This is a genomic window from Ruegeria sp. (assembly GCF_965221235.1).
In the GTDB taxonomy this organism is placed as follows: Bacteria; Pseudomonadota; Alphaproteobacteria; order Rhodobacterales; family Rhodobacteraceae; genus Ruegeria.
Map to the genome: position 1 here is coordinate 352553 of NZ_CBDCRS010000004.1, position 26290 is coordinate 378842.

The 26290-nt window shown below is 58.9% G+C and carries 27 protein-coding genes; 15 read left to right on the plus strand and 12 right to left on the minus strand.

What is annotated here, in order from left to right; all coding sequences use genetic code 11:
* The first annotated feature begins 89 nt into the window (after positions 1-89).
* A complete protein-coding gene (locus tag ACOQOY_RS04715; protein ID WP_420584329.1) occupies positions 90-779 on the plus strand; it encodes a glutathione S-transferase N-terminal domain-containing protein in 690 nt (229 codons plus the stop codon).
* A gap of 18 nt (positions 780-797) precedes the next feature.
* On the opposite strand, the gene ACOQOY_RS04720 is transcribed toward ACOQOY_RS04715, so the two are convergent.
* Both ACOQOY_RS04720 and ACOQOY_RS04725 read right to left on the minus strand, forming a co-directional pair.
* Complete coding sequence (locus tag ACOQOY_RS04720) at positions 798-1727, minus strand: hypothetical protein (RefSeq protein ID WP_420584330.1); 930 nt, start codon at positions 1725-1727, stop codon at positions 798-800.
* Positions 1728-1730: 3 nt separating this feature from the next.
* Entirely contained in the window at positions 1731-2834 is a 1104-nt protein-coding gene (locus ACOQOY_RS04725) for an IS4 family transposase (protein WP_420583443.1), read from the minus strand.
* Between the two features lie 381 nt (positions 2835-3215).
* On the opposite strand from ACOQOY_RS04725, the gene ACOQOY_RS04730 reads away from it, so the two are divergent.
* Positions 3216-3983: an extensin family protein gene (locus ACOQOY_RS04730; RefSeq protein ID WP_420584331.1), complete on the plus strand. Its 768-nt coding sequence runs from the start codon at positions 3216-3218 to the stop codon at positions 3981-3983.
* Between the two features lie 4 nt (positions 3984-3987).
* Here ACOQOY_RS04730 and ACOQOY_RS04735 read toward each other — a convergent pair whose 3' ends face one another.
* A complete protein-coding gene (locus ACOQOY_RS04735) occupies positions 3988-4359 on the minus strand; it encodes an OB-fold nucleic acid binding domain-containing protein (protein WP_420584332.1) in 372 nt (123 codons plus the stop codon).
* A gap of 127 nt (positions 4360-4486) precedes the next feature.
* Here ACOQOY_RS04735 and ACOQOY_RS04740 point away from each other — a divergent pair, with 127 nt between their 5' ends.
* Positions 4487-4810, plus strand: coding sequence for a 2Fe-2S iron-sulfur cluster-binding protein (locus ACOQOY_RS04740; protein WP_420584333.1), 324 nt, complete (start codon positions 4487-4489; stop codon positions 4808-4810).
* Positions 4811-4886: 76 nt separating this feature from the next.
* Positions 4887-5594, plus strand: a complete 708-nt coding sequence (locus ACOQOY_RS04745; protein ID WP_420584334.1) for an FG-GAP repeat domain-containing protein — start codon at positions 4887-4889, stop codon at positions 5592-5594.
* A 92-nt stretch (positions 5595-5686) separates the two neighbouring features.
* Here ACOQOY_RS04745 and purD read toward each other — a convergent pair whose 3' ends face one another.
* Positions 5687-6949, minus strand: coding sequence for a phosphoribosylamine--glycine ligase (gene purD, locus ACOQOY_RS04750; RefSeq protein WP_420584335.1), 1263 nt, complete (start codon positions 6947-6949; stop codon positions 5687-5689).
* 75 nt (positions 6950-7024) lie between these two features.
* Between purD and xseA the strand changes: the two genes are divergently transcribed.
* On the plus strand, positions 7025-8515 hold the full coding sequence (xseA, locus tag ACOQOY_RS04755) for an exodeoxyribonuclease VII large subunit (protein WP_420584336.1): 1491 nt from the start codon (positions 7025-7027) through the stop codon (positions 8513-8515).
* A gap of 3 nt (positions 8516-8518) precedes the next feature.
* Here xseA and ACOQOY_RS04760 read toward each other — a convergent pair whose 3' ends face one another.
* Complete coding sequence (locus tag ACOQOY_RS04760) at positions 8519-8914, minus strand: hypothetical protein (RefSeq protein ID WP_420584337.1); 396 nt, start codon at positions 8912-8914, stop codon at positions 8519-8521.
* A gap of 347 nt (positions 8915-9261) precedes the next feature.
* On the opposite strand from ACOQOY_RS04760, the gene ftsY reads away from it, so the two are divergent.
* The 4 genes from ftsY (at position 9262) to ACOQOY_RS04780 (ending at position 12836) form a co-directional block, all read left to right on the plus strand.
* Positions 9262-10422: a signal recognition particle-docking protein FtsY gene (gene ftsY, locus ACOQOY_RS04765; protein ID WP_420584338.1), complete on the plus strand. Its 1161-nt coding sequence runs from the start codon at positions 9262-9264 to the stop codon at positions 10420-10422.
* Positions 10423-10503: 81 nt separating this feature from the next.
* Complete coding sequence (locus tag ACOQOY_RS04770; RefSeq protein WP_420584339.1) at positions 10504-11406, plus strand: EamA family transporter; 903 nt, start codon at positions 10504-10506, stop codon at positions 11404-11406.
* Between the two features lie 16 nt (positions 11407-11422).
* Positions 11423-12028, plus strand: a complete 606-nt coding sequence (locus ACOQOY_RS04775) for an inner membrane-spanning protein YciB (RefSeq protein WP_420584340.1) — start codon at positions 11423-11425, stop codon at positions 12026-12028.
* A gap of 139 nt (positions 12029-12167) precedes the next feature.
* Complete coding sequence (locus tag ACOQOY_RS04780; RefSeq protein ID WP_420584341.1) at positions 12168-12836, plus strand: Crp/Fnr family transcriptional regulator; 669 nt, start codon at positions 12168-12170, stop codon at positions 12834-12836.
* A gap of 218 nt (positions 12837-13054) precedes the next feature.
* Here ACOQOY_RS04780 and ACOQOY_RS04785 read toward each other — a convergent pair whose 3' ends face one another.
* The 6 genes from ACOQOY_RS04785 to rpiA form a co-directional block, all read right to left on the minus strand.
* On the minus strand, positions 13055-14545 hold the full coding sequence (locus tag ACOQOY_RS04785) for a Do family serine endopeptidase (RefSeq protein WP_420584342.1): 1491 nt from the start codon (positions 14543-14545) through the stop codon (positions 13055-13057).
* Positions 14546-14675: 130 nt separating this feature from the next.
* Positions 14676-14870 carry a DUF2065 domain-containing protein gene (locus ACOQOY_RS04790; protein WP_420584343.1) on the minus strand — a complete coding sequence of 65 codons (195 nt, stop codon included), beginning with the start codon at positions 14868-14870 and terminating at the stop codon, positions 14676-14678.
* Positions 14870-15748 carry a protease modulator HflC gene (gene hflC, locus ACOQOY_RS04795; RefSeq protein ID WP_420584344.1) on the minus strand — a complete coding sequence of 293 codons (879 nt, stop codon included), beginning with the start codon at positions 15746-15748 and terminating at the stop codon, positions 14870-14872. Before hflC ends, ACOQOY_RS04790 begins: the two co-directional genes overlap by 1 nt.
* Positions 15748-16890: an FtsH protease activity modulator HflK gene (gene hflK, locus ACOQOY_RS04800; RefSeq protein ID WP_420584345.1), complete on the minus strand. Its 1143-nt coding sequence runs from the start codon at positions 16888-16890 to the stop codon at positions 15748-15750. Before hflK ends, hflC begins: the two co-directional genes overlap by 1 nt.
* A 72-nt stretch (positions 16891-16962) precedes the next feature.
* Complete coding sequence (gor, locus tag ACOQOY_RS04805) at positions 16963-18321, minus strand: glutathione-disulfide reductase (protein ID WP_420584346.1); 1359 nt, start codon at positions 18319-18321, stop codon at positions 16963-16965.
* Positions 18322-18471: 150 nt separating this feature from the next.
* On the minus strand, positions 18472-19257 hold the full coding sequence (rpiA, locus tag ACOQOY_RS04810) for a ribose-5-phosphate isomerase RpiA (protein WP_420584347.1): 786 nt from the start codon (positions 19255-19257) through the stop codon (positions 18472-18474).
* Positions 19258-19381: 124 nt separating this feature from the next.
* On the opposite strand from rpiA, the gene ACOQOY_RS04815 reads away from it, so the two are divergent.
* The 5 genes from ACOQOY_RS04815 (at position 19382) to ACOQOY_RS04835 (ending at position 23721) form a co-directional block, all read left to right on the plus strand.
* On the plus strand, positions 19382-20158 hold the full coding sequence (locus ACOQOY_RS04815; protein WP_420584348.1) for a methyltransferase domain-containing protein: 777 nt from the start codon (positions 19382-19384) through the stop codon (positions 20156-20158).
* Positions 20159-20257: 99 nt separating this feature from the next.
* Positions 20258-20959, plus strand: a complete 702-nt coding sequence (locus ACOQOY_RS04820; protein ID WP_420584349.1) for a glutathione S-transferase family protein — start codon at positions 20258-20260, stop codon at positions 20957-20959.
* Between the two features lies 1 nt (position 20960).
* Complete coding sequence (locus ACOQOY_RS04825) at positions 20961-22334, plus strand: L-serine ammonia-lyase (protein ID WP_420584350.1); 1374 nt, start codon at positions 20961-20963, stop codon at positions 22332-22334.
* A gap of 21 nt (positions 22335-22355) precedes the next feature.
* A complete protein-coding gene (locus ACOQOY_RS04830; protein ID WP_420584351.1) occupies positions 22356-22766 on the plus strand; it encodes a GFA family protein in 411 nt (136 codons plus the stop codon).
* A 40-nt stretch (positions 22767-22806) separates the two neighbouring features.
* Positions 22807-23721: a DMT family transporter gene (locus tag ACOQOY_RS04835; RefSeq protein WP_420584352.1), complete on the plus strand. Its 915-nt coding sequence runs from the start codon at positions 22807-22809 to the stop codon at positions 23719-23721.
* Here ACOQOY_RS04835 and ACOQOY_RS04840 read toward each other — a convergent pair.
* Positions 23666-24322 (minus strand): thiamine diphosphokinase, encoded by a 657-nt coding sequence (locus tag ACOQOY_RS04840; RefSeq protein ID WP_420584353.1) that lies wholly within the window; start codon positions 24320-24322, stop codon positions 23666-23668. The genes ACOQOY_RS04835 and ACOQOY_RS04840 overlap by 56 nt on opposite strands.
* Positions 24323-24494: 172 nt before the next feature.
* On the opposite strand from ACOQOY_RS04840, the gene ACOQOY_RS04845 reads away from it, so the two are divergent.
* Entirely contained in the window at positions 24495-26174 is a 1680-nt protein-coding gene (locus ACOQOY_RS04845) for a hypothetical protein (protein WP_420584354.1), read from the plus strand.
* Positions 26175-26290: the final 116 nt, after the last annotated feature.

Sequence of the window (26290 nt, forward strand, 5' to 3'; positions counted from 1 at the left end):
TGGTCACGGCTATTTGCCCTGCCCCGTCCGCAAGCCCTCTTGCCGTTTGCACAGAAACCCTCATGATCCTTTCAACCTGAGGAGACATCATGATCGACCTGTATTTCTGGCCCACGCCAAACGGCTGGAAGGCCTCTATCGCGCTGGAAGAGATGGGGCTGCCCTACACGACCCATCTGATCAATATTGGCAAGGGCGATCAGTTCGACCCCGCGTTTCTTGATATCTCGCCCAACAACCGGATGCCTGCCATCGTGGACCCCGATGGGCCGGACGGCGCGCCCGTTTCGGTCTTTGAAAGCGGCGCGATCCTTATGTATCTGGCGCGCAAGACCGGGCAGTTCTATGGCCAGACCGAGCGGGACCGGATTGCAGTCGAAGAATGGCTGATGTGGCAGATGGGCGGCGTTGGCCCGATGGCTGGTCAGGCGCATCACTTCCTGAAATACGCGCCCTTTATGGAGCCTCCGCAGGACCTGCCCTATCCCAAGGATCGCTACCGCACCGAAGTGGCGCGCCTGTACGGCGTTTTGGATCGGCGGCTGGCAGAAAACGAATTTGTCGCCGGAGATTTCTATTCGATCGCCGACATCTCGATCTGGGGCTGGGCCAGCCTTTGGGAGGGTCAGCAGCAAACGCTGGAAGACAAGCCCCACTTTGCCCGCTGGCTGGAAACGGTCAGCGCCCGCCCCGCGGTTCAGGCCGGTCGCGCCCTGCATGCCGAACTGCGGTCAGACAACCGGGGCAAGCAGGCGCAGAGCAATTTGTTCAAGCGATAAAACTGCCGTCGCGTGCCCCTAGACTTTCCCACCCTTGGGGCTGGGTGGGTCATCGTTGAATTGCTCAAAAAACCGTGCCAACCCGAATAGCGGCGAGACGTAAGGCAAGTCGACCAAAGCGACCGAAGGGCGCCCCTCTGACATGAGCAACCTACCGTACAGATGATCTGCGCCATAATCCTGCAACCAAAAGCCTAAGTCTTCGTACAGGTTTCGGCGGCTTCTGATCGCCTGCGTCTCGCAAACTGCACCCTGTCCAGAGGCCCGAACGGTCAGGCGTTCAACGTCCACATTCGCTTCGTCCTCAATCATATAGAAGTTTGAGGTCACCTGTTGAGACGGGCCTTCGTGTTCGATCTTGCACTTGTACAGCACATCTTCGGCCTCAGGGTCCCAGGTATCCGGATTCACTGAGTTTATGCTCAGAGAAACCGTAAACAGTCCATCCTTACCAACCGGTCCGGTTTTGTACTTCCCATCATCGCTGTCCGGGGATGTTTTCAGAACCTGAAACGCCTGATCTGCGGGCATGTCATAATGGACGCGTGACCTCCATTCGCGCAATCCCAATGGAATTTCCATCAAAATGCCGGGCAGCCAGTTCAGGCCAAGCCAGAGGAAGAACCCTCCGAAGAGCGTTGCGAATATGACGAAAACCGAGACCTTTTCGCGATTTTCAACAGGTGCCAATTCAGGCACCATTTCCAGAACTGGCATAAACATCAGCACCACGCCGAACACCAGCGCGGTGGTGACTGTCTCCCACCAGACACGCGGGTACATCAGAACAAGCGCCAGAATAACGAAGACGCAGCTCAATGCGACGCTGACAAATGCCGTCGTCCCCTCAAGCAATGTGGATGATCCGAACAGGTGCAGGCCAATTGCCCAGGGCAGGAACAGGAGGATCAGACTGGCAAAGATCAATCGCCGCAAACCATGGTACACGACTCATGGCCAAACGCGCTCCATTTTGGGGCTTGAAAGCGACCGCTTTGGGCAGGTTCGTCGCCAGGCCTGAAGAGCCTTTTCCGGGTTATATAAGATCCAACGTCGGAGCGCGTCGAACCCGACCCTGAACCATGACGTTGCCCGCCGCTTGTGGGCTTTTTTCGGGATCCCCTGTCGGCCCATCGCCTGACTTGCGCATCGGTATGCCCAGGTCATGGCCAGCGCAACGATCGTAAGGAGTGTCGCAAGCTTGTGCGGGTCGGTGATGTGAGTGTCTTCGATATTGAAGCCACGAGTTTTGGCATCTGCGAAGAGGCATTCAATGCCCCACCTTTTGCGATAGAGTTTGAGTGGGTTTTTTGGGGCGTCGATGTTTGTTGCGACCCAAATCAACTCGCCACCTTTGATCCGTTTCCCCTGAAAGCGAAATAGGTTCTTGGGCGTGTGCGCCATGCCGCCCAGCCAGCCTTTCCATTGGCCCTTGCGGCGTTTGCGCAGCAGCGAACGCAACTGGAACCGGCGTCCGTCTTCGGTGTGGATGTGCATGTTTTCGCGTAAGCGGACGACGAATGGAACGTTGTTTTCAGCGAGAAAATCCAACCACTTATCCCCAATGAACTCCCGGTCTGCCAGCAGAGCCTCAATGGAAGATGCCCCGAACACTCGAAGATATCGTCGGATCAACTTCTTGCGTTGCCGCGTTGAGCTATTACCGCTGTTACCCAGAAGCGACCACATCAGAGGCACCTTGAAGCGGCGTGTCACGATCGCCAGAACCAGAAAGTTGATATCGGTCTTGCCCAACTTCCAGTTGGTCCGGTCCAGCGCAAGGAGCTTTGGACCCTTCAGATCAAGCAGGCAGATAATCAACCGCGCAACCACATCTCCATCCAATCGAACATGCTGGAAGAAGCGCTGAAGGCGGCGATAACTCGATGCATGAAGAGCGCTGCCGGGGAACTGACTCGCCAGATGACCAAGGTTCACAGTTCGACCGTTTGCCAGACCAATCAGCATTATGGCCAGGGTCTCCAATCGCGTCTTGCTCAGATCAAAATGTGGGCTTAGCGTTGTCATCAGAGGGGTGAGGAGAAATCCGAACATCCTGAAGATCCTTGTAGTGAAGAATCTTCAATTCGAATCCTTTTCGCCCCTCGTTTCAAGAAGCGTCGTGTACCGTGGCCGCAAACGATAGATGCGGTACAAATATTTGTTTTGCATAAAATAATACCTTTGAATCACATCCTCAGAATACATTCAACTTTGGCGAAATCTTGACGGTATAGAATTGACCGCACGGTTGCGCGGCACCCCGATTTGCGCTGGAACATCAGGGCCGCCGGGCGCAGAGCAATTTGTTCATGCGGCGGGCATTTCCTGCTATACTCTGATTTTGAACAGGAAAAACCATTGCGAAGACCCGTGTGGCGCGCCCGGATCAGGTAGGTTGCAAACATCCGGGCCTTCTAGGGAACGAGTTGATTTATGCGAGTATTGGCCCCTTTGTTTGTTCTATGTACCGGGGTGGCAGCTGCCGCACCGGATTGCGAAGAGCCCGCGCTGGCCCACGAATTGGTGGCGTATGGGCCGTCGCTTGAGTTGGATGTGCTCATTGACGACGAAGACATCAGCACCCCGTCCGGCCGCGACCTGACAATATCCCCGAGGCCACGGGTGCGGCCCTGCAAGTTTGACCAGATCGAAATTGGGCGCGAACGCATGCGTACGCGTGGCGCGGTGTGTGGCGACTGGACCATTATCGGCGAAACCCGCAAGCCTTTGAAAGGGAAATACCCGGGATGCGGCATCGCCGAGCCCGTGAGCGTTCGCATGGTATCTGACGTGTTTCTCAGCCAGCTGGCGCTGATGGATTGCGAAACGGCCATTACGTTGAAAACATGGCTTGAGAACACAGCCAAACCGGCCTTTGCGGATCAGGGCGGCGGCCTTAAGGGATTGCGTCTGGCGGGTCACTATGCGTGCAAGACCCAGAACAATCAGCCGCGCGCGCGGATTTCGGAGCATGCCCGCGGTCGTGCGCTTGATATCTCCTCCTTCATATTGATGGATGGCACCGTGATCACCGTTCTTGATGGCTGGGTCAACGAAGACTCAAACGAGGTTATGCGAGAGCTCCACGCAGGTGCCTGCGGCCTGTTCGGCACCGTGCTCGGCCCCGAGGCGGATCGGTTTCACAAAGGGCATTTCCATTTTGATACCGCACGCCGCAGCAGCGGTTCTGTCTGCCGCTAGAGGCTTATCCCTGCCCCTGCACCAGCACGTCCAGCATGGTTGAGATATCCTCGATCTCTTCCGCGATCACGTGGGTCACCGAATGCGCCCGCTGCATCCGCCCCGTCACCCGCAACAGACGCCCTGAAATCACGGCCCGGCGGAATTGCTCGTAAATCTTGCGCCAGACCACCACGTTCACGATGCCGGTCTCATCCTCGAGCGTCACAAAGATTACGCCCTTGGCCGTTCCCGGCCTCTGCCGCAGGATCACCAGCCCGGCCACCGTCACGCGCGCGCCCTCGGGCGGATCGTCCAGCCGGTTGGCCGGCAGACAGGAAGGCGGGCGCGGCCAGTCTCTGTTTTGCAAAGCGGGTCGAATGGGGGCAACGATCATGAGAACAAAGATAGAACATATAGAGAGAAAGTCCAGACGCGGCGTGAGGAGTCGCAAATGAGGGTGGAAAGACCTAAATGCCTCCACTAAGGAAGAATCCGACAATCGAAGAAGGAAGACGCACGCAATGGCAAAGATCACCTATGTCGAGCATGGCGGTACCGAACATACTGTCGAAGTCGCCAACGGACTGACCGTCATGGAAGGGGCCCGTGACAACAACATTCCCGGCATCGAAGCCGATTGCGGCGGCGCCTGCGCCTGCTCGACCTGCCATGTTTACCTCCACCCCGACTGGGTCGAGAAGGTTCCGGCCAAAGACGACATGGAAGAGGACATGCTGGACTTTGCCTTTGAGCCCGACCCTGCCCGCTCGCGCCTGACCTGCCAGATTAAGGTCACGGATGAGCTGGACGGTCTCGTCGTGCAGATGCCCGAAAAGCAGATCTGATGCATTCCAAAGCGCCGCGCCTACCCGACCGCCTCTGGCACCGTCGGGTACGCGGCGCGCTGATGGCGTTTAGCCTGTGGCAGGCCGGAGCAACGCCAGCGTCGCAGACACCATAACATCTGCGCGATTTACCGAACCGACTATCCGGTATGCCCATGGTGTTCTTGGGGACGACACTGAATACGGGGCACTTGAAATCAACGTCGATAATGCCTCGCAGCGGCCAGCGACGACTCTTCTCTACAAGCGCTCGGTTCTAACCATTAAGTTACCACTTGACCGCGTTTTCGAAGACATCGCACCCCGTCTCGTCGATGTAGATCTCGACGGTAGATTCGAAGTGATCGTCGTTGAAACCAGCGTCCATACCGGCGCTCAATTGGCGATCTACGATGCGCGCGGAGAAAAAATTGCCGCCACGCCACACATTGGCACCCGTTTTCGCTGGCTCGCCCCTGTCGGTGCCTCTGATCTAGATGGCGATGGTTTTGTCGAGATTGCTTACATCGACCGCCCTCATCTGGCCAAAACCCTGCGTATCTGGCGCTTTCAGAACGGCACGTTGACCGAGATCGCAACCCTATCCGGACTAACAAACCACCGCATCGGCGATGACTTCATCACCGGCGGTATTCGTGAATGCGGAAGGGATCGAGAAATCGTTGTTGTCAGCGCTGACTGGAGCCGCATTGTCAGTGTCAGCTACGACGACGGTTGGAAACAACAAGACCTGATGACCTACACCCCATCCGCAATGAAATGGGCATTAGCCTGCCCAAAGTAGAGCCAACCGCAGCCCGCGCCAGCGGGCTGCCCGGCCCAAGGTCTTTGGCGTCGCATCTTTGATGCGGCGTCAGGGCGCGGGAGCCTTCTGGATCAGAGCGCCCGCCAGCCGATATCGCGACGGAAGAACCCGTGCGGCCAGTCGATCCCGTCAAGCGCCGCATAGGCCCGATCCCGTGCCTCTTGCAGTGTTTCACCACGCGCAGTGACGTTCAGAACACGTCCCCCTGACGCCACAATCTGCCCGTCGGCAGCCTTGGTCCCGGCGTGGAAAACCATGTTCGAACTATCTTCGGGCAATCCCTCCAGACCTTTGATGACGGTTCCTTTCTCATAGGAGCCCGGGTAACCGTTGGCAGCCATCACCACGGTCAGCGCGTGATCGTCCGCCCAGTTCACACGCGCCTCGCCCAGCCGCCCCTCGGCGGCGGCATGCATCAAGTCCATCGCCTGCGCGCCCAAGCGCATCATCAGAACCTGACACTCGGGATCGCCAAAGCGTACGTTGTATTCCACCAGACGCGGCTGGCCGTCTTTGATCATCAGCCCAGCATAGAGAACGCCCTGAAACGGCATGCCACGGCGTTTCATCTCGGCCACGGTGGGTTTGATGATCTCGTCCATTGCGCGCGCTTCGACTTCGGCGCTCAGAACAGGAGCAGGCGAATACGCGCCCATACCGCCGGTATTCAGACCGGTATCGCCCTCACCCACACGCTTGTGGTCCTGCGCGGTGCCGACGGACAGGATGTTCTCACCATCGCACAGCACGAACAGCGAGGCCTCTTCGCCGTCCATGAACTCTTCGATAACAACTTCCGCCCCGGCTCCGCCAAATGCGCCACCGAACATATCGTCGATGGCGTCCAATGCGGTTTGCTCGTTCATCGCCACGATCACGCCCTTACCGGCGGCCAGACCATCGGCCTTGACGACAATCGGTGCGCCGTGTTCACGAATGTAGGCTTTGGCCAACTCTGCTTCGGTGAACCGCGCATAGGCTGCGGTCGGCGCACCGGACGCATCGCAAATCTCTTTGGTAAAACTTTTTGACGCTTCCAACTGCGCGGCTTCCGCAGACGGCCCGAACACCAGCACCCCAGCCTCGCGCAGACGGTCCGCCACTCCGGCGGCCAGCGGGGCCTCGGGGCCAACAATCACGAAATCAATCGCGTTTTCCTCGGCAAAGCTGACTACGGCGCCCCCATTTTCGATATCCAGCGCGGCGCAGTCCGCAATCTGCGCGATCCCGGCGTTGCCCGGAGCCACGATCAGCCGGTCGCATTTGGGGTTCTGCAATACCGCCCAGGCCAGACTGTGTTCCCGCCCACCACTGCCGAGAATGAGGATATTCATGAATGCACTCCGATCTGCTTGGCCTCGCTTGCGGGGCGTTCTAAGCTGGCCGGGCATTTGACACAAGGCGCTGAAATGTCCGACCTGCTAGACGACCCCATTCCCGGTCAAAACACCCCTGAATACACCGTCTCGGACATCTCGGGCGAGGTGAAGCGGACGCTCGAAGGCACATTCGGACGAATCCGTGTGCGTGGCGAGGTCGGGCGCGTGTTCAAGGCGCGCTCGGGTCATCTGTATTACGACATCAAGGACGACCGGAACGTTCTGGCCTGCACTACCTGGAAAGGTCAGATTTCGGGATTGTCCGTTGTGCCGGAAGAAGGGCTTGAGGTTGTCGTTACCGGCCGTCTGACCGCATTCGGTGCGCAGTCGAAATACAATCTGAACGTCGATGAGGTTGCCGTCGCCGGGCAAGGCGCGCTGATGGCCCTGCTGGAAAAGCGCAAGAAACAGCTTGAAGCTGAAGGGCTGTTCGCACCCGAACGAAAGAAACCGCTGCCCTACCTGCCGCAGATCATCGGCGTTGCGACGTCCCCGTCGGGCGCGGTGATCCGCGATATTCTGCACCGCCTGCGCGATCGCTTCCCGCGCAAGGTGTTGATCTGGCCGGTTGCCGTACAGGGATCGAATTGCGCGCCCGAAGTCGCAAACGCGATCAAGGGCTTTAACCAACTGACACCCGGAGGCGCCCTCCCTCGCCCCGACCTGATCATCGTTGCCCGAGGCGGTGGATCTATCGAAGACCTGTGGGGCTTCAACGAAGAAATCGTGGCGCGCGCCGCCGCGGAATCGGACATCCCGCTGATCTCAGCCGTGGGGCACGAAACCGACACCACGTTGATCGACTTTGTCTCGGACCAACGCGCGCCCACACCGACTGCGGCTGCCGAACTGGCAGTCCCGGTGCGGATGGAGTTGCTGGCATGGACCGGCGAGCAAGGCGCGCGCCTGTCCCGCGCCGCAACGGATGCGGTTCAACGGAGGTCACAGCGTCTGCGCGACCTGTCCCGTGCCTTGCCGCGCCCAGACAGCTTGTTGAACACACCGCGACAACGGCTTGATTTGATTGCAGATCGCCTGACCCCAGCGCTGGAACGCGGCGTGCAAAACCGCCATCTGCAAGTGGCCAAACTGTCGGCCCATTTGCGCCCTTCGACTCTGCGCAATCTGGTGACAAGCCGACAGGAATCCGTCCGAAATCTGTCCTCTCGCCTGTCCCTGCGCCCCATCCAACGCGAGATCGAGGTGCAACGCCAAACAGTTTCGCGCCTCGCAGACCGTTTGAACACGGCCCAGACCACGCGGCTGGAGCGGATGCGGCAGCAACTGGACGCCACCGACCGCCTGCGCGAAACGCTTAGCTACAAGGCCACGTTGCAGCGTGGCTACGCTGTGGTGCGTGCTGATGATCAGGTTCTAACGACAAAGGAACAGGCTGCGAAACACAGCTCACTTCAGATAGAGTTTGCGGACGGCATCCTGACCACCGGGCAAGCCGCCTCGAAACCGGCCAACAAGAAGACGTCCAAAAGGGATGCGCCGGATCAGGGGTCGCTCTTCTAAAGGTCAGACCCCGACATCCGGCCCATAGCAGACCATCTCTTCGTCGATATCTTCGGCCTCATACAGTTCCGTCTGCTCTGGATCGCCTTCAAACTGCGCGATCAAGCCGTTTCCTGATCGGGTGAACACCCAGCATTGCGGGTCCAACCTGTCTTCATAAATGAAACAAATCTGCTCACCTTGTTCGTACCAGACGCCTTCTTTGCAATTGCCGTCCAGAAATGACCAGATGACACGGCGACCGGACAGATACCGCTCAACCCCATAGACCTGCCCTTGAAAGCCGTAATACAGGGTTTTGCCCCGCGTATACGTATCAAAATCCGCCCCGGACAAAGCGTTTTGGGCCGATGCGGAATAGGCAGGCAGACACAGAAGAATCGCAAGACATCTCAGCATAGGGGCATTCTGTCAGAGCCTGACCCAAAAGTCCCCGAGACCCTGATTTCGGGCCGATTTTGAGTGTCCCCGCATCAGTTCTCGCTGCCTCCGTGTGTCTGTTGGGGCCAAATTCCGGTCACAAGGTCGGGGTTTTTGAACTCCTGAGACTTTTGGGTCAGGCTCTCAGATGCGATTGGTCCCGGCCAATCACCATTTGCCTAAGGCGACCCCCTGTTTCACCGCGCCTTGGTCCTTTCCGTCTGAAAACCGGGGTACGCGGGCCAGCCAGCCGATTGACCCTCCCGGACCCTTTGCAACTGCCGCAAATCCGCATTAGGTGGGGGGAACATCTGCGGAGACCAAAAATGGCGTTTTTCTCAAAGCTCAAGGACAAGCTGTTCAAATCCTCGTCCCGCCTCGAACAGGGGCTTGAGGCGATCGTCGAGGACGGTGGAGAGGAAACGACCGCGCCGGATCCTATCATCCCGGACCCTGAGCCGCAGCCTGAACCGGTCCCGGAAATCCCACAACCAGTCCCCGAAGTGCCGGAACCTGCACCAGCACCGCAACCGGTCGAGGTACCTGAACCCGCGCCCGTCGACCCGACCCCTGCCCCGCCCCCGCCCGAGGCAGCGCCTTCCAAGGGTGTTCTGGGTCGTCTGTTCGGTCGCAGCGAAGCTAAAACCGCTGTCCGCCGCACGCTGGACGACGACATGCTGGAGCAGCTCGAAGAGTTGCTGATCGCCTCGGACATGGGTGTCGACACCGCTCTGCGCGTCACCTCAAATATGGCCGAGGGGCGCTTTGGCCGCAAACTCTCGACGCAGGAAATCAAACAACTGCTGGCACAGGAGGTCGCCCGCGTGATGGAGCCGGTTGCCAAACCCCTGCCCATCTACCCCAAACGCCCGCAGGTGGTGTTGGTCGTGGGTGTGAACGGGTCGGGCAAAACCACCACGATCGGCAAGCTGGCAAGCCAGTTCAAAGCGGCAGGGAAAAAAGTAGTCATCGCCGCCGGCGACACCTTCCGCGCCGCTGCCGTCGAGCAGTTGCAAGTCTGGGGCGACCGGGCAGGCGTTCCTGTTTTGACCGCACCAGAAGGGTCGGACCCCGCCAGCCTTGCCTTCGACGCCCTCACGAAGGCGCAGCAAGAGGGCGCTGACCTGCTGATGATCGACACCGCGGGACGCCTGCAAAACCGTGCCGACCTGATGGAGGAACTGGCCAAGATCGTCCGCGTCATCCGCAAGGTCGACGATACCGCCCCTCACAACACTCTGCTCGTCCTCGACGCCACCACAGGCCAGAACGCGTTGAGTCAGGTGGAAACCTTCCGCAATCTCGCCGATGTCTCGGGCCTTGTGATGACCAAACTCGACGGCACGGCCAAAGGCGGCGTGCTGGTCGCGCTCGCCGACAAGTTCGGCCTGCCCATCCATGCCATCGGCGTCGGAGAGCAAATCGACGACCTCGCGCCCTTCGACCCTGAGGAATTCGCCGCTGCCTTGACCGGCCTGCAAACCTGATCCGAACCTTCATCTGGCCATAAATATCCCGAGGGTCCGGGGGCAGAGCCCCGGCCTTTCAACCCAAGCGAAAGCCTAGATTTGAGCGACTGGCTGATCTCACTCGAAGGCACCGAATCCGGCCACCAGCTTGCCCTTGGGCTTGCTTTGATGGCCGCCTTCCTGCACGCAGCCTTTGGGGCCTTGCAAAAGGGCCGTCACGATCCCTGGCTGTCGCGCGGCGCTATAGACGCCTGCTACTGCCTGATGGCAGCCCCGTTCGCGTTCTTCGTCGTCCCGTGGCCCGAACCCTTCATGTGGCCCATCTTTGCCATCGCGTGGCTGATCCACATCGCATACAAAATCTTGCAGGCTATGGCCTATACCAAGGGCTCTTACACCGTCGTCTACCCAGTGGTTCGCGGTACTGGCCCATTGTTCACCGTCATCGGCGCGTACTTCCTGTTCCAGGAAACGTTTACCAGCACGCAATGGTTTGGCGTCGCGGTCCTGCTGGCCGGGATCTTTGGCCTCGCTGCCTATAACTTTAGGTTTCTAGAAACCAATCGGGAGACGCTGGGCATCGCGTTGGTTTTAGCCATAGCCACCGGCCTGTTCGTGGCGCTGTATACCACCTATGACGCCTATGGCATTCGCGCCACTGCCGATCCGTTCACCTTTCTGGCGTGGTTTTTCATGATCGACGGGGCGGCGATGCCCTTCTACGCTTTCCTCAGATGGCGCGCGATGATCAATCGCCCGGCGCTTGGGCCACTGATGCTCCGAGGCATGGCGGGCGGCCTGATCGCCCCGCTTTCTTTTGGGTCAATCATGCTGGCCACACGTCTCGACAAAGTAGGTGAGGCTGCCGTGCTCCGCGAAACCTCAACCGTTTTTGCCGCCCTCATCGGCTGGCTGGTGCTAAAAGAAACTGTCGGCCCCAGACGGATCGCGCTGATGGCATTGATTGCACTCGGCGCCGTAATAGTTGAAATGGGCGGGTAAGCAGCAGGGAACCGTTATGACAGGCAAGAAAGAGATCAATCCGTTTCTGAAGCAGGTGCTGGAGCTTGGCCCTCCGCTGGCCTTTTTCTTCATCTACCTGCGGCTGCGCGACGACAGCTTTTTGATCGGCGGCATTGAATATTCCGGGTTCATCGTCGCCACCATCATCTTTGTGCCTCTGATGCTGGCAGCGATGGGTGTTTTGTGGTTCCTGACGGGCAAGCTCAGCCGGATACAGATTTTCACAGCATTCATGGTCATTTTCTTCGGCGGCCTGACTGCTTGGTTCAATGATGAACGGTTTTTCAAAATGAAAACCACGCTGGTCTATGGGTTCTTCTCGGTCATGCTGGGCATCGGCCTACTACAGGGCAAATCCTACCTTGCATATGTTCTGGATGAGATGCTGCCGATGCGCCACGAGGGCTGGATGATTCTGACCCGCCGCCTCTGTGCCTGTTTCGCAGTTCTGGCCGCCGCCAACGAGTTCGTCTGGCGCACAATGTCCACCGATATGTGGGTCAAGATCGAAACCTTCGCCTTTCCGATCGCGCTGATGGCCTTCCTTATGCTGCAATTCAGTTTGCTGCAAAACTACATGGATGACCCCGACCACCAGTAGATGAACGGGAAATAACGGCACTCGCCCCATGCGTTTGCCGCGACTTGGCGCAAAACACCGACAAAAACCTTGGCTTAGGACCCAAGCTGTGGAAAGTTGAGGCACCACTCACAAACCACAGCCGGAGCCCACTAAACTCATGACGGCTTTTCCAAACAGCGGCTTTCTGTCCGAAGCCTCAGACAGGCTGAAAGCGATGCTTTCCGCCCAGGCGTCTGAAATTTCATTGGAGCGGGGCGAAGTTCTGTTCGAGCAGGGAGATGAGGGCGATGCCCTTTATGCCATTCTCGAAGGCACGCTCGAAGTCTCTTTTCTGGCCATGAGCGGCCGCAAGCTGTCGCTGACCCTGATGCGCCCCGGCGAAGTGTTTGGTGAGATCGCCCTATTCGACAACGGCCCCCGTACCGCCACTATCGCAGCGGCTGAACCATCCCGCGTTTTGCGGGTTCGTCGGGGCGATGTGATGAACCAGATACGTCAACATCCTGATCTGGCGGTGGACATGATCCGTCTGGCCGGTGTGCGTATGCGGTGGATGGGGTCACAATTGAATGAGCAGGTATTTCTGCCGATGCCCATCCGATTGGCCCGCAAGCTGCTGCACCTGTCCGGGCTTCAGGACGACCCGTCGACCCGGATCACCCTGTCCCAAAGCGAACTGGCCGAGTTCGTCGGTGCCACGCGTGAGGCTGTCTCCAAGACCATCTCAACCTGGAAACGCGACAATGTGGTCGAGGCCTCGCGGGGTGGCTTGATGATTCAGGATTTCGAAGCACTCAGGGAATTGGCGGAATCCGACCTTATCTAACGGGGCTGTGATCCGCTTCACAGACCAGAGGCTGCGTAAGGCTTATCTTGATACCTGTTACCGTAGGAGGTCAGAGAATCATCCCCGATATCTGTCCACTGACCTCTCCCTGTATCAGAGCCATACGTCTTCCCGGGCGTATGGCTCACTAATTTTCAGAACTCGCACAAAAAAGGCCGGAGCATTCGCTCCGGCCTTTGAACTTAGGTGATGGCCGCTTACTCGCCGAGGCTCAGCGCCACAAAGCGGGGTTCACCGCCACGACGCACCAGCAGCAGCAGAGACTTACGGCCAGCGTCGCGCGCTTCTTCCATTCGCGCCTCAAGGTCCGCGATCGACGTGACTTTCTGCTGACCGGCCTCGGTAATCAGATCACCGGCACGCAGCCCTTTGGAGAAAGCCTCAGACGCTTCATCCACTTCGGTCACAACCAGACCTTCAGCATCCGCGTCCAGTCCCATATCGGTGCGCATCGTGTCCGTCAGCGGCGAGATCGTAAGACCCAGAATATCCGCATTCTCATCCACCGGTGCATCTGGCGTTTCTTCTTCACCGTCTTCCGCACGCTCTGCGTCCTCACGACGGCCCAGCGTCACCAGAACGGTCTGAGTACCACCATCGCGATGGACCACCACGCGAACTGACTTGCCGACGGTGGTTTCGCCAACCTGACGCACCAAGCCACGGGTGTCTTCGACTTCAACCCCGTCAAAGCTGAGGATCACGTCTCCGGCCAGCAGGCCCGCATCCTTGGCCGGACCATCCGGCACGTCGCTGATCAACGCGCCCCCCGGCTTGTCCAGGCCCATCGCTTCGGCCATATCCTCGGTCACGTCCTGAATACGGACACCCAGCCAGCCGCGGCGGGTCTCGCCGAATTCGCGGAGCTGGTCAACAACCTTGATCACCACATTGGACGCCATCGAAAACCCGATGCCGATCGAGCCGCCATTGGGCGACAAGATTGCGGTGTTCACGCCGATCACCTCGCCATTCATGTTGAACAGAGGCCCGCCCGAGTTGCCTCGGTTGATCGCCGCGTCGGTCTGAATGTAGTCGTCATAGGATCCGCTCAGCGCCCGGTTCCGGGCTGAAACAATACCGGCCGAAACCGAAAAGCCCTGCCCAAGCGGGTTACCCATCGCGATCACCCAATCGCCGACACGCGCCACATCGCTGTCGCCGAACTGCACATATTGCAGCGGGCCAGAGGCCTCGACCTTGAGCAGAGCGATATCGGTTTTCTCATCTGTACCGATCACCTTGGCAGGCAGCTCTTTCTTGGGCTGGCCGTCGCCGGGGAAGAATTCGACAAGGATTTCATCGGCTTCCGCGATGACGTGATTGTTGGTGACAATGTAACCGTCTTCCGAGATCACAAACCCCGAACCCAGCGCATTGCTGCGGCGTGGACGATTGCCTTCATCATCGCCCCGGTCCTGAAACTCGCGAAAGAAATCCTCGAACGGAGAGCCTTCGGGTACGATCCCCTGAGGACCGGTCTGCCCCTCGATCAATGTTGAGGTGGTAATGTTCACCACCGCCGGGCTGATCTTTTCGGCCAGCGGCGCCAGACTTTCACCCCGCGCCTGCGCGGCGACGGTCTGTGCCAGAACAAGAAGCATTCCCGCAAAGGCCAACCACATGAGCCGCATTAAACCAACAACATCGTCCCGCCGGACGGAAATACTGCGTGCTTGTGCCTGCACTTGGGAACTCCTTGTCGACAATTCTTGTACGGCCGCCGCTCGGCAACCTTTCTTAGCAACAATGTAGTGAGTTTGTTCTAACCCGCAACTCAGGATCGCGGGGAAATCACCGGCAAGTGACTTCGCTGTATTAAAACCCCAGCTGATACGCGCCCCAAAGCAGGACCAAACCGCTGACCACGCACAACATCCCCGCAAGCCGCCGCGCCTGTTCCGGCAGCGAGCGCAGCGCCTCTAACATACGCTCAATAAGCGAAGGGGCCAGCGCATAGGCCAGCCCCTCTACAATCAAAACCAGCCCGAAGGCCAGAAGGATCATACCCATTACTGGGTCGCCTGCCCTGTGGGTGATTTCAGGTAGTTGAAGAACTCAGAATCCGGGCTGAGGACCATCGAGCTGTTGCTACCGCCCAGCGCGCGCTCATAGGCCGATAGCGAACGGTAGAATTCAAAGAACTCCGGATCCTTACCAAAGGCTTCGGCGAAGATCGCGTTACGCTCGGCGTCCGCCTCACCGCGAATGATCTCGGCCTCACGGTTGGCGTCCGAAACCAGCTCAACCACGGTCCGGTCGGCTTGGGCGCGGACACGCTGAGCGGCTTCGTTACCACGGGCGCGTTCGTCAGTCGCCTCACGCTCACGCTCGGCTTTCATCCGATCAAAGGTCGCCTCAAGGTTTGCCTGCGGCAGATCGGTCGCCTTCAAGCGCACGTCGATAACGCTGACGCCCAGCGCCTGCGCTTCGGCAATTGCGCTGTTGCGGATGCGCAGCATCAGCGCCGCACGATCCGAGCTGAGGATGTCGCGGGACGAAACCGAACCCAGCACTTCGCGGGTCTCGGCGCGCAGGATGCGGTCCAGACGATCTTCGGCAACGGGGACACCACCGACACCTACGGCCTGACGGAACTGATTCAAATCCGCGATCCGATAGCGCGCAAACGCATCCACCACCAGACGACGATCATCCAGAGGCGTCACCTCAAGGGGCTGAACGTCAATCGACAGAATGCGATCGTCATAGCGAACCACTTCGTCGAAAATCGGCCACTTGAAAGCCAGACCCGGATCTTCCTTGACGTTTACAACACGCCCAAAGCGCAGAACCAGCGCGCGCTCGCGTTCGTCCACGATAAAGATCGACGACAAGGCCCCGAGGACAAGCGCGATAATCAGAATCAGAATAATAGGTGATTTACGCATCAGTTGTTCTCCCCGGCAGGATTACGACGCAGTTCGTTCAGAGGCAGATACGGCACGACGCCCTGCCCTTGCCCGGTCGAATTCTCGTCCAGAATGATTTTGTCGACATCACCCAGAACCTGCTCCATCCGCTCCAGATAAAGACGCTTGCGGGTCACGTCAGGCGCTTTGGTATATTCTTCTAAAACCGCGCTAAAGCGGCTGGCCTCACCCTGAGCACTGTTGATCTGCTGGGCGCGATAAGCTTCGGCCTCTTCCAGAACCTGTGCAGCTTCACCACGGGCTTCCGCCAGAACACGGTTGGCATAGGCGTCGGCCACGTTCTGCAACCGGTCACGTTCTTGCGCAGCGGCCTGAACGTCGCGGAAGGCGGCAATCACGTCCTGCGGCGGGTCAGCCTTGTCAAAGTTTACACGCACGATGTTCACGCCTGAATCGTAGCTGTCCATGGTCGACTGGATCAGTTCTTGCAGGCGGTCTGCGATGATCCCGCGATCCCGGTTCAGGATCGGGGCCAGTTCGCTTTGCGCAATGATCTCGCGCATGGCCGATTCCGACACGGCGCGGATCGTTTCGCGCGGATCGCGCAGGTTGAACAGGAACTTGGCCGGATCGTTGATGTTCCAGACGACTTGATAGTCGATATCGACCACGTTTTCGTCGCCGGTCAGCATCAAACCATCATCACTGCCACGCGCACCGCCCATATCCTCGGTTTGTTCGCGTGTGACCGGAATGACCTCTGCCGTGACCAGCGGCCATGGCGCAAAGTTCAGACCCGGATTTCCCACGGCCGAGAACTCACCCAGAAACAGTTCAACCGACTGTTCTTCGGGCTTAACTGTGTAGAAGCTGGCCAATCCCCACAGACCAGCCGCGACCAACAGGCCAATAGCAACCGTTCCTTTGGTGAAGGCCGGACCGCCGCCGCCGCCCGAGCCGCCACCACCGTGGCCTGATCCGCCACGACCGCCCATAAGGACGCGCAGTTGTTCCTGGCCTTTTTTCACCAGCTCGTCGATCTCGGGGATCTGCGGGCCGTCGCCTTCGGGCGGGCGTCGCCCGTCTCCGTTGTTACCCCGATTTCCTCCGCCGCCGGAAGAGCCTCCGCCCCCCCAGGGGCCACCGCTGTTGCCCGCCATATGTATCTATTCCCTTGTATTGGACCGTGTGATCACGGGTTCCCTTGTAACTTGTGTGTTCGCAGTTGCAAATCAAGCAGTGCGAACAGGTTGCCGCATTGTCACCAGTTCTTCAGCCATGACCGGATGAACGGCGACGGTACGGTCAAAATCTTCCTTGGTCGCGCCCATCTTTACGGCAATCCCGGCCAGCTGGATCATCTCACCCGCGCCCGGGGCAACGATGTGACATCCCAGAACCTTGCGGGTTGCCTGACTGACGATCAGTTTCATCAAAACCCGCTGCGTACCACCGGCAAAGGATTTCTGCATCGGTTTGAACGAGGTCGCGTAGATTTCCACCGGCTCTTGCCCGGCAGCCTCTTCCTCGCTCAGGCCAACGGTGCCGAATTCCGGCTGCGTGAAGATCGCGGTCGGGATCAACTCGTGATCCACCGGCGTCGGGTTGCCCTTAAAGACGGTTTCGACAAAAGCCATGCCCTCGCGGATCGCAACTGGAGTCAGGTTCACCCGATCGGTCACATCCCCGATAGCATAAATCGAGGGTACGCCGGTCTGGCTGTATTCATCCACCACGATCTCACCCTTGCGGCCGCGTTCCACGCCAACAGCCTCAAGTCCAAGATTGTCGGCATTAGGAGCGCGCCCGGTGGCGTACATGACAACGTCGAACTGGTCTTCAGTGCCATCGGTGGCTTTGACGCGGATCTTATCGCCTTCTTTGGTCATCTCCAGCACGTTGGTACCAAGGCGCACGTCGATGCCGTTCTGGCGCATCTCTTCACAGATTAGGCCCCGCGCCTCTTCGTCAAACCCACGCAGGATTTGCGCGCCGCGATAGAACTGAGTGGTCTTCACGCCCATCCCGTTCATGATCCCCGCGAACTCACTGGCGATATAACCACCACCGACGATAAGGATGCTTTCTGGCAACTTCTCAATATGGAAGATCTCGTTCGAGGTTATTGCCAACTCTGAGCCCGGAAACTCGGGAACGACCGGACGGCCGCCCGTAGCGATCAGAATATGTTTGGCCGTCTTGCGAGTACCATCCGCCAGCTCGACCGTATGCGCGTCCACAACATGAGCGCGCTGGTCAAAACTTTCGACACCGTTGTTCTTGAGGATGTTGCGATAGATGCCTTCCAGCCGGTCCAGTTCCGTAACCAGCTTGCCGTGGAAAGTATTCCAATCCAGCGCGCCGGGCTGCATGTCCCAGCCGTAGGCTCGCGCGTCATCGACCATGCCCGGGAACTCGCTGGCAAAGACCATCAGCTTTTTCGGCACACAACCACGGATCACGCAGGTACCGCCATATCGGTCCTCTTCCGCCAGCGCCACCTTGGCACCGTTTTCGCCAGCCGCAACGCGCGCTGCGCGGACCCCGCCCGAGCCTCCGCCGATTACGAACAGATCATAGTCAAAGCTCATCCTGAGATCCCTTATTCCGTCAGGCCAAATTTCGTAGCATATCTGGGGGTAAAAGCCGCTTTGCCAACCCTCAAGTGCGCAATAACCCCAAAGAAACTGTAGCAAGCAAGTGGATGCCGCCCTTTACGCATCGCGGTCTCGGTTCCGTCTTCAATCCGCCAGATCCGAGAACAGGTTTTCTCCAGCGTCCGAGGGCTGGTCAAGCTCACTCGTGCCAGCGTTGATATCGCGCAGTTCAACCCGACCATCGCCGTAGCCGATCACAACCTTGTCGCAGATATCCAGAAACAGACCGTTCTCAACCACGCCCGGCACCTGATTAAGCACAAGCGCCAGCTGCCGCGCGTTTCCGATCCGTTGCAGATGCAGGTCGAGAATGTGGTTGCCTTCATCTGTCACAAAGGGCGCTTCGCCGTTCATACGCAGAACGGCTGAATTGCCCAGAACATCCATGGTATCCAGCGCCTCTTGGATCAGGGTGCGTGTGGTCTGCCAACCGAACGGCACCACTTCAACCGGCAGAGGGAACGCGCCCAGCGTCTCGACCTCTTTGCCCGCATCCGCGATGACGACCATCTGGTCGCTGGCCGTGGCAACGATCTTTTCCTGCAAATGCGCGCCGCCGCCGCCCTTGATCAGGTTCAGTTCACCGTCGAACTCATCCGCTCCGTCGATGGTCATGTCCAGCCACCCGGCCTGATCCAGCGAGACCACCTCGATCCCAACCTCACGTGCCAGAGCTGCGGTGCGGGCCGATGTGGGAACGCCCTTGATGTTCAACCCCTCGGCACGCACGCGTTCACCGATACGGCGCACCATCCACGCGGCGGTCGATCCGGTCCCCAGTCCGACGCGCATCCCATCCTGAACCATATCCGCAGCGCGGCGCGCAGCGACATATTTGGCGCGTTCGATAGGTGACATATCTTCGATCATGGCAGCCCCGTTGCGTAGGAATACGCAGCACTTATAGGCAAACAGTTTCCCCTGCGCGAGGGGCGCAATGCAGTTTCCTTTCTGAAAAGACGTATTTTCGTTAGACTTAAGCGGGGGAACACAGATGTTGAAATTCGACACAAACACCGCACGCCTGCTAGAGAACGTATATCTGGGATCGGATGTATCGCGCCGCAGACGGGCAAGTTTCGACGCCCTGCTGCCTTCTACCGGAGAAACGATCCTTGATTTAGGTTGCGGCAATGGGCTGCTGACCGCGGAACTAGCGCGCGCGGTTGGGTCAACAGGCCAGGTGACCGGTCTGGATCCAAGTCCTGATATGCTGTCCCTGGCCAAAACGCGTTGCGCCGAGTTTGGACATGTTGACTTGATCGAGGGCCCGGCCGAAGAAATGCCCTTCGCTGACAACCAATTCGACAAGGCAGCGTCGGTTCAGGTCTTTGAGTATTTTCCGGACACGCGCCCTGCCCTGCGCGAATTGCACCGCGTTTTGCGACCCGGCGGTCGTCTGGTGATCGGCGACATCCACTGGGATTCGCTGTGCTGGCACAGTGATCAGCCTGCGCGTATGTCCTCGATGATCGACATCTGGGATGGGCATCTGGCTGATCGCTGCATCCCCGCAACCCTTCCGCCCAGCCTTCGGGAATGCGGCTTTGAACCAGAACGGGTGGTTCCTGTGGTCATTTGCGACACCACCTTGCGCCCGGATGGACTGGCAATGATGACGATTCGACTCGCGGAATCCTACGCCGTTCAAACCGAACAAGTACCCGAGGATGCGGCCGCGGCCTGGGTACAAGAGCAATTCGATCTCGCCAAGCAGGGCCGTTTCTTCTTCTCCATCACCCACTTTGTCTGGATCGCTCACAAGACCTGACAGGATAAGACGCAATACATGTCGCCAAAATGCGCGTTTCTTATGGGAAACGTCGCAATCGAAACTTCCGGTCGGCACGCCGCCATATAGATAGTCGGAATGACCCAACCGTACCGCCTGCACTATGCCCCCGACAACGCCTCTCTGATCATCAGATTGGTGCTGGAAGAGATGGGCCTGCCGTACGAGACCGCTCTGGTCGACCGCCGTCGCAACGAACAGGACGGCGCCGCGTATCGGGCGTTGAATCCGAATGGCCTGATCCCGGTTCTTGAAACGCCAAATGGGCCGATCTTTGAAACGGCGGCCATTCTGCTGTGGTTGGCAGACACGCACGGCCAACTGGCCCCTGCCCCCGACAGCCCGGATCGCGCGGCGTTTCTTAAATGGCTGTTCTTTGCCTCCAATACCTTGCACGCAGATCTGCGCATTCTGTTTTACGCTGAGAAATACATCGACGCCGAACAGGCCGAGACTCTGCGGGCTGGTATCCGTCCACGTCTGCGCCAGCATCTGCGCGTGTTAGACGCAACAGCCAAAGAGACGCCCACGTGGCTGCACCCCGATCATCCGTCGGTTCTGCCCTACTATTTGGCGTGCCAAATGCGCTGGATGGCGCTGTATCCCGCCAAAGCTGATCGCAGCTGGTTTCAAATGGCGGACACGCCCTATCTGCAAAAAATCCTGATGCAGCTTGAATCCCGCCCCGCAACCCGCGCTGCCATCGCAGCCGAAGGGTTGGGGGTAACGCCCTTCACCTCTCCAAGTTACGCTACCCCTCAAGAAGGCTCAGCTACCTGATATGTTTCTTTCTGTCTTCGACATGTTCAAAGTGGGCATCGGCCCGTCCTCGTCTCATACCATGGGACCGATGGTTGCGGCCGCGCGGTTCCTGGACATGATGCGCGCCTCTCCGTTCGAGTTCGCCGGGCTGCGCGGATCACTGCACGGATCGTTAGCCTTTACCGGCGTTGGTCACGCGACTGACCGTGCCACCATCCTCGGGCTGGCCGGGTTCGTGCCGGACACCTACGACAACGACAAGGCCGAAGCCGCGCTAGCCGAGATTGCCGCAACGCATACCGTCACGCCCGAAGGCTTACCAACTTTGCAGTTCAATCCAAAAACCGATCTGGTTTTTGACTACGAACACAACCTGCCGGGCCATGCCAACGGTATGATCCTGATGGCCACCGACGCGCAGGGCGATGTGATCCTGCGGCAGGTCTATTACTCGATCGGCGGCGGCTTTGTCCTGACCGAAGAGGAACTGGCCGAGGGTAAGGCGACCGAGGAAGGCGACCCGGTGCCCTTCCCGTTCAAATCGGCGGTTGAGATGCTGGACATGGCCAAATCCAGCGGCAAGAGCATTGCCGAGATGAAGCGCGCCAACGAAATCTCGCGCGGGTGTGCCGACAGTTTCGCCAAGGGCACCGCGCGCCTGTGGCAGGTGATGAACGATTGCATTGAGCGCGGGTTGAATACCGACGGCATCCTGCCCGGCGGCCTGAGCGTGCGTCGCCGCGCCAAGGGTATCCACGACGCCCTTCAGGCCGAACGTGGCATGAACCTGAACGCACCGCACACGATCAACGACTGGATGAGCGTTTATGCCATGGCCGTGAACGAGGAAAACGCCGCGGGCGGACAGGTTGTGACCGCCCCCACTAACGGAGCAGCCGGGGTGCTGCCCGCAGTGCTGCGCTATTACCTTGACCACGTACCCGGCGCGTCCGAGTCCCATATCGAGGATTTCCTGCTGACCGCCGCCGCAATTGGCGGGCTGGTCAAGTACAACGCCTCGATCTCGGGGGCAGAAGCGGGCTGTCAGGCCGAGGTCGGCAGCGCATCAGCCATGGCGGCGGCCGGGCTGTGCGCGGTCATGGGCGGCACGCCCGAGCAGGTCGAAAATGCGGCCGAAATCGCGCTGGAGCATCATCTGGGCATGACATGCGACCCGGTCGCCGGGTTGGTTCAGGTTCCTTGCATTGAACGCAACGGGCTTGGGGCCATAAAGGCAGTGTCGGCGGCGTCGCTGGCGTTGCGGGGGGATGGCCAGCATTTTGTGCCACTGGATGCAGTGATCGAAACCATGCGTCAAACCGGGCATGATATGCACGAGAAATACAAGGAAACGTCTTTGGGCGGCTTGGCGGTGAACATCCCCAACTGCTGACGCAGCAACAGGAGGGTTGAAATGCAAGGTCATTGTCTGTGCGGCGCGGTCCGCTATGAGGTCGACCCTCCGGCGCTGTCCTGCGTCACTTGCCATTGCGACAGTTGCCGACGGCAATGCGCCGCGCCGATGACCACCTATTTCGGCGTGCGCGACGGCCAATGGCGCTGGACCGGCGAGGCCCCGAAGGTCTTTAGCTCTTCTCCCGGGGTCGAGCGCAGCTTTTGCCCCAATTGCGGCACGCCAATCTCGTTCCGTTCGCAGTCCATGTCGGACGTGCTGCACCTGTATGTGGCGACGCTGGAAGACCCGAACCAGTTGGAACCCACCCTGCACGTTGCGCATGAGGAAAAGCTGCATTGGCTCAGTTTGGGTGACGACCTGCCCACCTGTATTGGCCCGGATTATACAAAGGTGCAGCCCCTGCCCTAAACGCTTTGCACCGGTCGGCAAACCTCGTAGCGTCGTGGGCATGACACAGGATCGTCCCGTCTTTGGCATCGTCCTGATGCTTGGCTTCTGCATACTCGCCCCACTGGGCGATGCGATTGCGAAGCTGTTGGGTGAGACGACCCCCATCGGCATGCTGGTCTTTATCCGTTTTGCCGTTCAGGCGCTGGTGCTGATCCCGCTGGTCGTTCTGACGGGGCGGGTCTGGCGGATGCGCGGGCGGATTTTACGGCTGACCTTCATTCGCACGGTTCTACACATCATTGGTATCGCCGCCATGTTCACCGCCTTGCAATTCCTGCCGCTGGCAGATGCGGTTGCGATCGCTTTTGTGATGCCCTTCATCATGCTGCTTCTTGGAAAATACGTACTGCAAGAAGAGGTCGGCCTTCGCCGCCTGATCGCCTGCGTCGTGGGCTTTGCAGGCACATTGCTGGTCATTCAGCCCAGCTTTGTCGAAGTTGGCGCTGCTGCCCTGTTGCCGCTGGTCGTCGCGCTGGTCTTTGCGTTGTTCATGCTTGTGACGCGGCAGATCGCCAAAGAGACCGACCCGGTTTCATTGCAAGCCGTCTCGGGCGTTATGGCGACGGTGATGATGCTGCCGATGCTGCTGTTCGGAACCGCCTCAGAGGTTTGGAGCGTGTCGTTCGTTGCACCGCACCCGGACAGCCATGCCCTGCTTATCAGCATCGGTCTTCTGGGTACGGTCGCGCATTTGCTGATGACTTGGTCCCTGCGGTATGCGCCCTCGGCGACGCTGGCCCCGATGCAGTATCTGGAAATCCCGGTGGCAACGCTGATTGGATGGCTCATCTTTCACGACCTGCCCAACGGCATCGCGGCCATCGGCATCGCGATCACAATCGCGGCAGGCCTTTATGTCATTCTGCGCGAGCGGGCCAGCGCCCGGTCTGCCCCGACAGAAACGCCTGCATGACCTGATCCAGAGCGTTACGCGGCACCATCACCAGCAGGCCGGGTCCGTCCACAGTCAGCTCAACATCGCTCAGGGCCCGGTTCGAGGTTCCAACCCGCCCGTCCGGTTCCAGCACCAGATCGTCGATCGGCCACTCTAACCCTTTGCTGCGCCCCATTACGCGCTGCATTGGAAACAATGAAACAATGTCGCCCGGCGTAATGGACAGGCTGATCCGGGGGGGCGCAAGAAATACGACCTCGGTTTCGCCAAGCAAGAGGCAGGGGCGATCTGGATGGCGAACCAATCCGTTGAGGACAGCCAGCTGGTGATCCAGCCTCCCGCCGAGAAAGCCAACCCCCAGTACAAGCGGCGCGTTGATACTGCGCAGGGCTTTGTCAAAATCCGTGCTGTCCTGTTCACGTATCGGAAACAACCGGTCTGCGGGGATTTGCGCTCGGCAACTGGCGCTGAGCGAATCAAAATCGCCGATCACCGCGTCTGGCATCCGCCCTGACTCCAACACGGGCGCAGCCCCACCATCGGCGGCGACAACCTTGCGATCCCGAATCAACGACAAATTCAGGTCTTCCGGCCCGATCTGCCCCCCTCCGACCAGCACAATTGGCTCGCCTGACCGGACAATTGGCTTATTTTTTCTAAGATTGATCATTTTTCCCGGATTTGGACACATTGAGACCACAAAATGATAGGTTCATGCAGAGAGTTTCGAGCCATGAGTGTACCTATGTGGGTTAAGGTGGCTCTCGTAGTTTGTAGAGGACGTGCGTCTGATGGTACAGAATAACAAGGTTTTGACCGTTTCCTACGGAACCTTCTCCTGCACTTTGGAAGGATTCGACGATTCTTTCGAAACGATGAAAGCAATTGCCGAGTATTTCCGCGATCTTGCAGCCGATGATCGTTACTTTGGGTCGGAACCTCCGCAGCCGGACGCTGAAATGCTGACGCGGATTGCGCAACGGGACGCCTCACGCCGGATCGAGGCCAGCCAGAACGACTCGGGCCTGATCATCCGTGCCACAGAAAAGGCCGCAGTATCGTCGCAAGTCGCCAGCACGCCCGACATGCAGAACGTCAGCGCCCGCCGTCCTACTCCGCCCGCGGCACCCAACTTTACCGACGCTGAACCCGTAGACGCAGCCCCTGCCCCTGCGGCCGACAGTATTGCCGCCAAGTTGCAGCGCATTCGGGCCGTCGTATCCCATTCCGAGGAAAACTCGGTCGTCTACACAGAAGACGAAGATACAACGTTGATGAAAGCAGCAGGACCGTCAGACGCTGTTGCCGCAGCGTTTGAAGCAGGTTCGCTAAACCCCGCCGATCTGGCCCCCCCGGCCGAACCGGTCAGCGAAGCACAAACAGACATCACGCCGGTTGAGCCTGCTGAACCACAGCAAGAGACAACTGAGTCGGTGGCTGAAGCCGAAGCAGTTGCTGAAGCCGAGGCTGAGCCGGTTGTTGAAGCTGAGCCAGTGATTGAGGCTGATCAAGTTGAAGACATCGAACCGATGGCCATCGAGGAAGACCTGAGCGCACCTGAGGCTGCAGTTCTGGAAGATGAGATGGCTGAGGCGGATACGCCAGCTTCGGAAACCGTCGAAGCCGCCGCGGATGAATCAGAAGACGAAGACCTGATCAACATTCTCAGCGAAGATGACTCTGAGGATGAGTTGGTTGAAACTGCCGAGGCAGGCTTCCTGACAGAAGAAGACGAGGTCGATCTGCTCAGCGAAATCTCTAATGTCGAATCCATTCTGGCCAATCGGGCAGCGCAGATGGACGCCGAAAGCTCAAATCTGGATCAGGATGTATCGCGCCTGATGGATGAGGTTGGCGTACAACTGGACGATCCCGACACCAGCAGCACGCGCGACGCCTATTCGCAAATGCGCACCGCAATCGCTGTGACCGAAGCCGAGCGTAAGAATCCCGGTTCGTCGGTCAAAGACGACGAGGACGAAGGGTTTCGCAAAGACCTGTCCTCGGTCGTCAGCCCGCGCCGCCCGGAAATTCAGGTGACCAGCATGCGCCCGGCCAGTGACGCCGCAGCGCCACTGAAACTGGTGGCCGAACAGCGCATCGACAATCAAACCCGGGATAGCGGACCGGTCACACCCCGCCGGGTGACCGCCGAGGCTGAAGAAGACGAAACACCCGAAGAAGGTGGATTTGCCCTCTTTGCTCAGGAACAAGGCGCTCAATCCCTGCCGGACCTGCTGGAAGCGGCGGCTGCGTATCTGTCCTTCATCGAAGGTCAGGAGCAATTCTCGCGCCCGCAGTTGATGAACAAAATCCGGTCGCTCAAGCAGGATGACTTCAACCGTGAGGAAAGCCTGCGCTCATTCGGTCAGTTGCTGCGTGACGGCAAGATCGAAAAGGCGGGCGGCGGGCGCTTCGCGGCCTCTACCGAGATTGGCTTCCGTCCGGATGACGAGCGCGCCGCAGGTTAAGCGCAGGCAGAACCAATGAAAAAGGGTCGGAGCAATCTCCGACCCTTTTTTTGCATCAGCGGCTCGAAATGTTACGCACTAACCTGCATGATCTTTGGCTTGGCGTTTACAGATCA

Excerpts from the sequence above, each read along its gene's own strand:
- ACOQOY_RS04715 (WP_420584329.1), top strand. The coding sequence starts at position 90 with ATGATCGACCTGTATTTCTGGCCCACGCCAAACGGCTGGAAGGCCTCT.
- ACOQOY_RS04725 (WP_420583443.1), bottom strand. The coding sequence starts at position 2,834 with ATGTTCGGATTTCTCCTCACCCCTCTGATGACAACGCTAAGCCCACAT.
- ACOQOY_RS04730 (WP_420584331.1), top strand. The coding sequence starts at position 3,216 with ATGCGAGTATTGGCCCCTTTGTTTGTTCTATGTACCGGGGTGGCAGCT.
- ACOQOY_RS04735 (WP_420584332.1), bottom strand. The coding sequence starts at position 4,359 with ATGATCGTTGCCCCCATTCGACCCGCTTTGCAAAACAGAGACTGGCCG.
- ACOQOY_RS04740 (WP_420584333.1), top strand. The coding sequence starts at position 4,487 with ATGGCAAAGATCACCTATGTCGAGCATGGCGGTACCGAACATACTGTC.
- purD (WP_420584335.1), bottom strand. The coding sequence starts at position 6,949 with ATGAATATCCTCATTCTCGGCAGTGGTGGGCGGGAACACAGTCTGGCC.
- xseA (WP_420584336.1), top strand. The coding sequence starts at position 7,025 with ATGTCCGACCTGCTAGACGACCCCATTCCCGGTCAAAACACCCCTGAA.
- ACOQOY_RS04760 (WP_420584337.1), bottom strand. The coding sequence starts at position 8,914 with ATGCTGAGATGTCTTGCGATTCTTCTGTGTCTGCCTGCCTATTCCGCA.
- ftsY (WP_420584338.1), top strand. The coding sequence starts at position 9,262 with ATGGCGTTTTTCTCAAAGCTCAAGGACAAGCTGTTCAAATCCTCGTCC.
- ACOQOY_RS04775 (WP_420584340.1), top strand. The coding sequence starts at position 11,423 with ATGACAGGCAAGAAAGAGATCAATCCGTTTCTGAAGCAGGTGCTGGAG.
- ACOQOY_RS04780 (WP_420584341.1), top strand. The coding sequence starts at position 12,168 with ATGACGGCTTTTCCAAACAGCGGCTTTCTGTCCGAAGCCTCAGACAGG.
- ACOQOY_RS04790 (WP_420584343.1), bottom strand. The coding sequence starts at position 14,870 with ATGGGTATGATCCTTCTGGCCTTCGGGCTGGTTTTGATTGTAGAGGGG.
- hflC (WP_420584344.1), bottom strand. The coding sequence starts at position 15,748 with ATGCGTAAATCACCTATTATTCTGATTCTGATTATCGCGCTTGTCCTC.
- hflK (WP_420584345.1), bottom strand. The coding sequence starts at position 16,890 with ATGGCGGGCAACAGCGGTGGCCCCTGGGGGGGCGGAGGCTCTTCCGGC.
- gor (WP_420584346.1), bottom strand. The coding sequence starts at position 18,321 with ATGAGCTTTGACTATGATCTGTTCGTAATCGGCGGAGGCTCGGGCGGG.
- rpiA (WP_420584347.1), bottom strand. The coding sequence starts at position 19,257 with ATGATCGAAGATATGTCACCTATCGAACGCGCCAAATATGTCGCTGCG.
- ACOQOY_RS04815 (WP_420584348.1), top strand. The coding sequence starts at position 19,382 with ATGTTGAAATTCGACACAAACACCGCACGCCTGCTAGAGAACGTATAT.
- ACOQOY_RS04820 (WP_420584349.1), top strand. The coding sequence starts at position 20,258 with ATGACCCAACCGTACCGCCTGCACTATGCCCCCGACAACGCCTCTCTG.
- ACOQOY_RS04825 (WP_420584350.1), top strand. The coding sequence starts at position 20,961 with ATGTTTCTTTCTGTCTTCGACATGTTCAAAGTGGGCATCGGCCCGTCC.
- ACOQOY_RS04830 (WP_420584351.1), top strand. The coding sequence starts at position 22,356 with ATGCAAGGTCATTGTCTGTGCGGCGCGGTCCGCTATGAGGTCGACCCT.
- ACOQOY_RS04835 (WP_420584352.1), top strand. The coding sequence starts at position 22,807 with ATGACACAGGATCGTCCCGTCTTTGGCATCGTCCTGATGCTTGGCTTC.
- ACOQOY_RS04845 (WP_420584354.1), top strand. The coding sequence starts at position 24,495 with ATGGTACAGAATAACAAGGTTTTGACCGTTTCCTACGGAACCTTCTCC.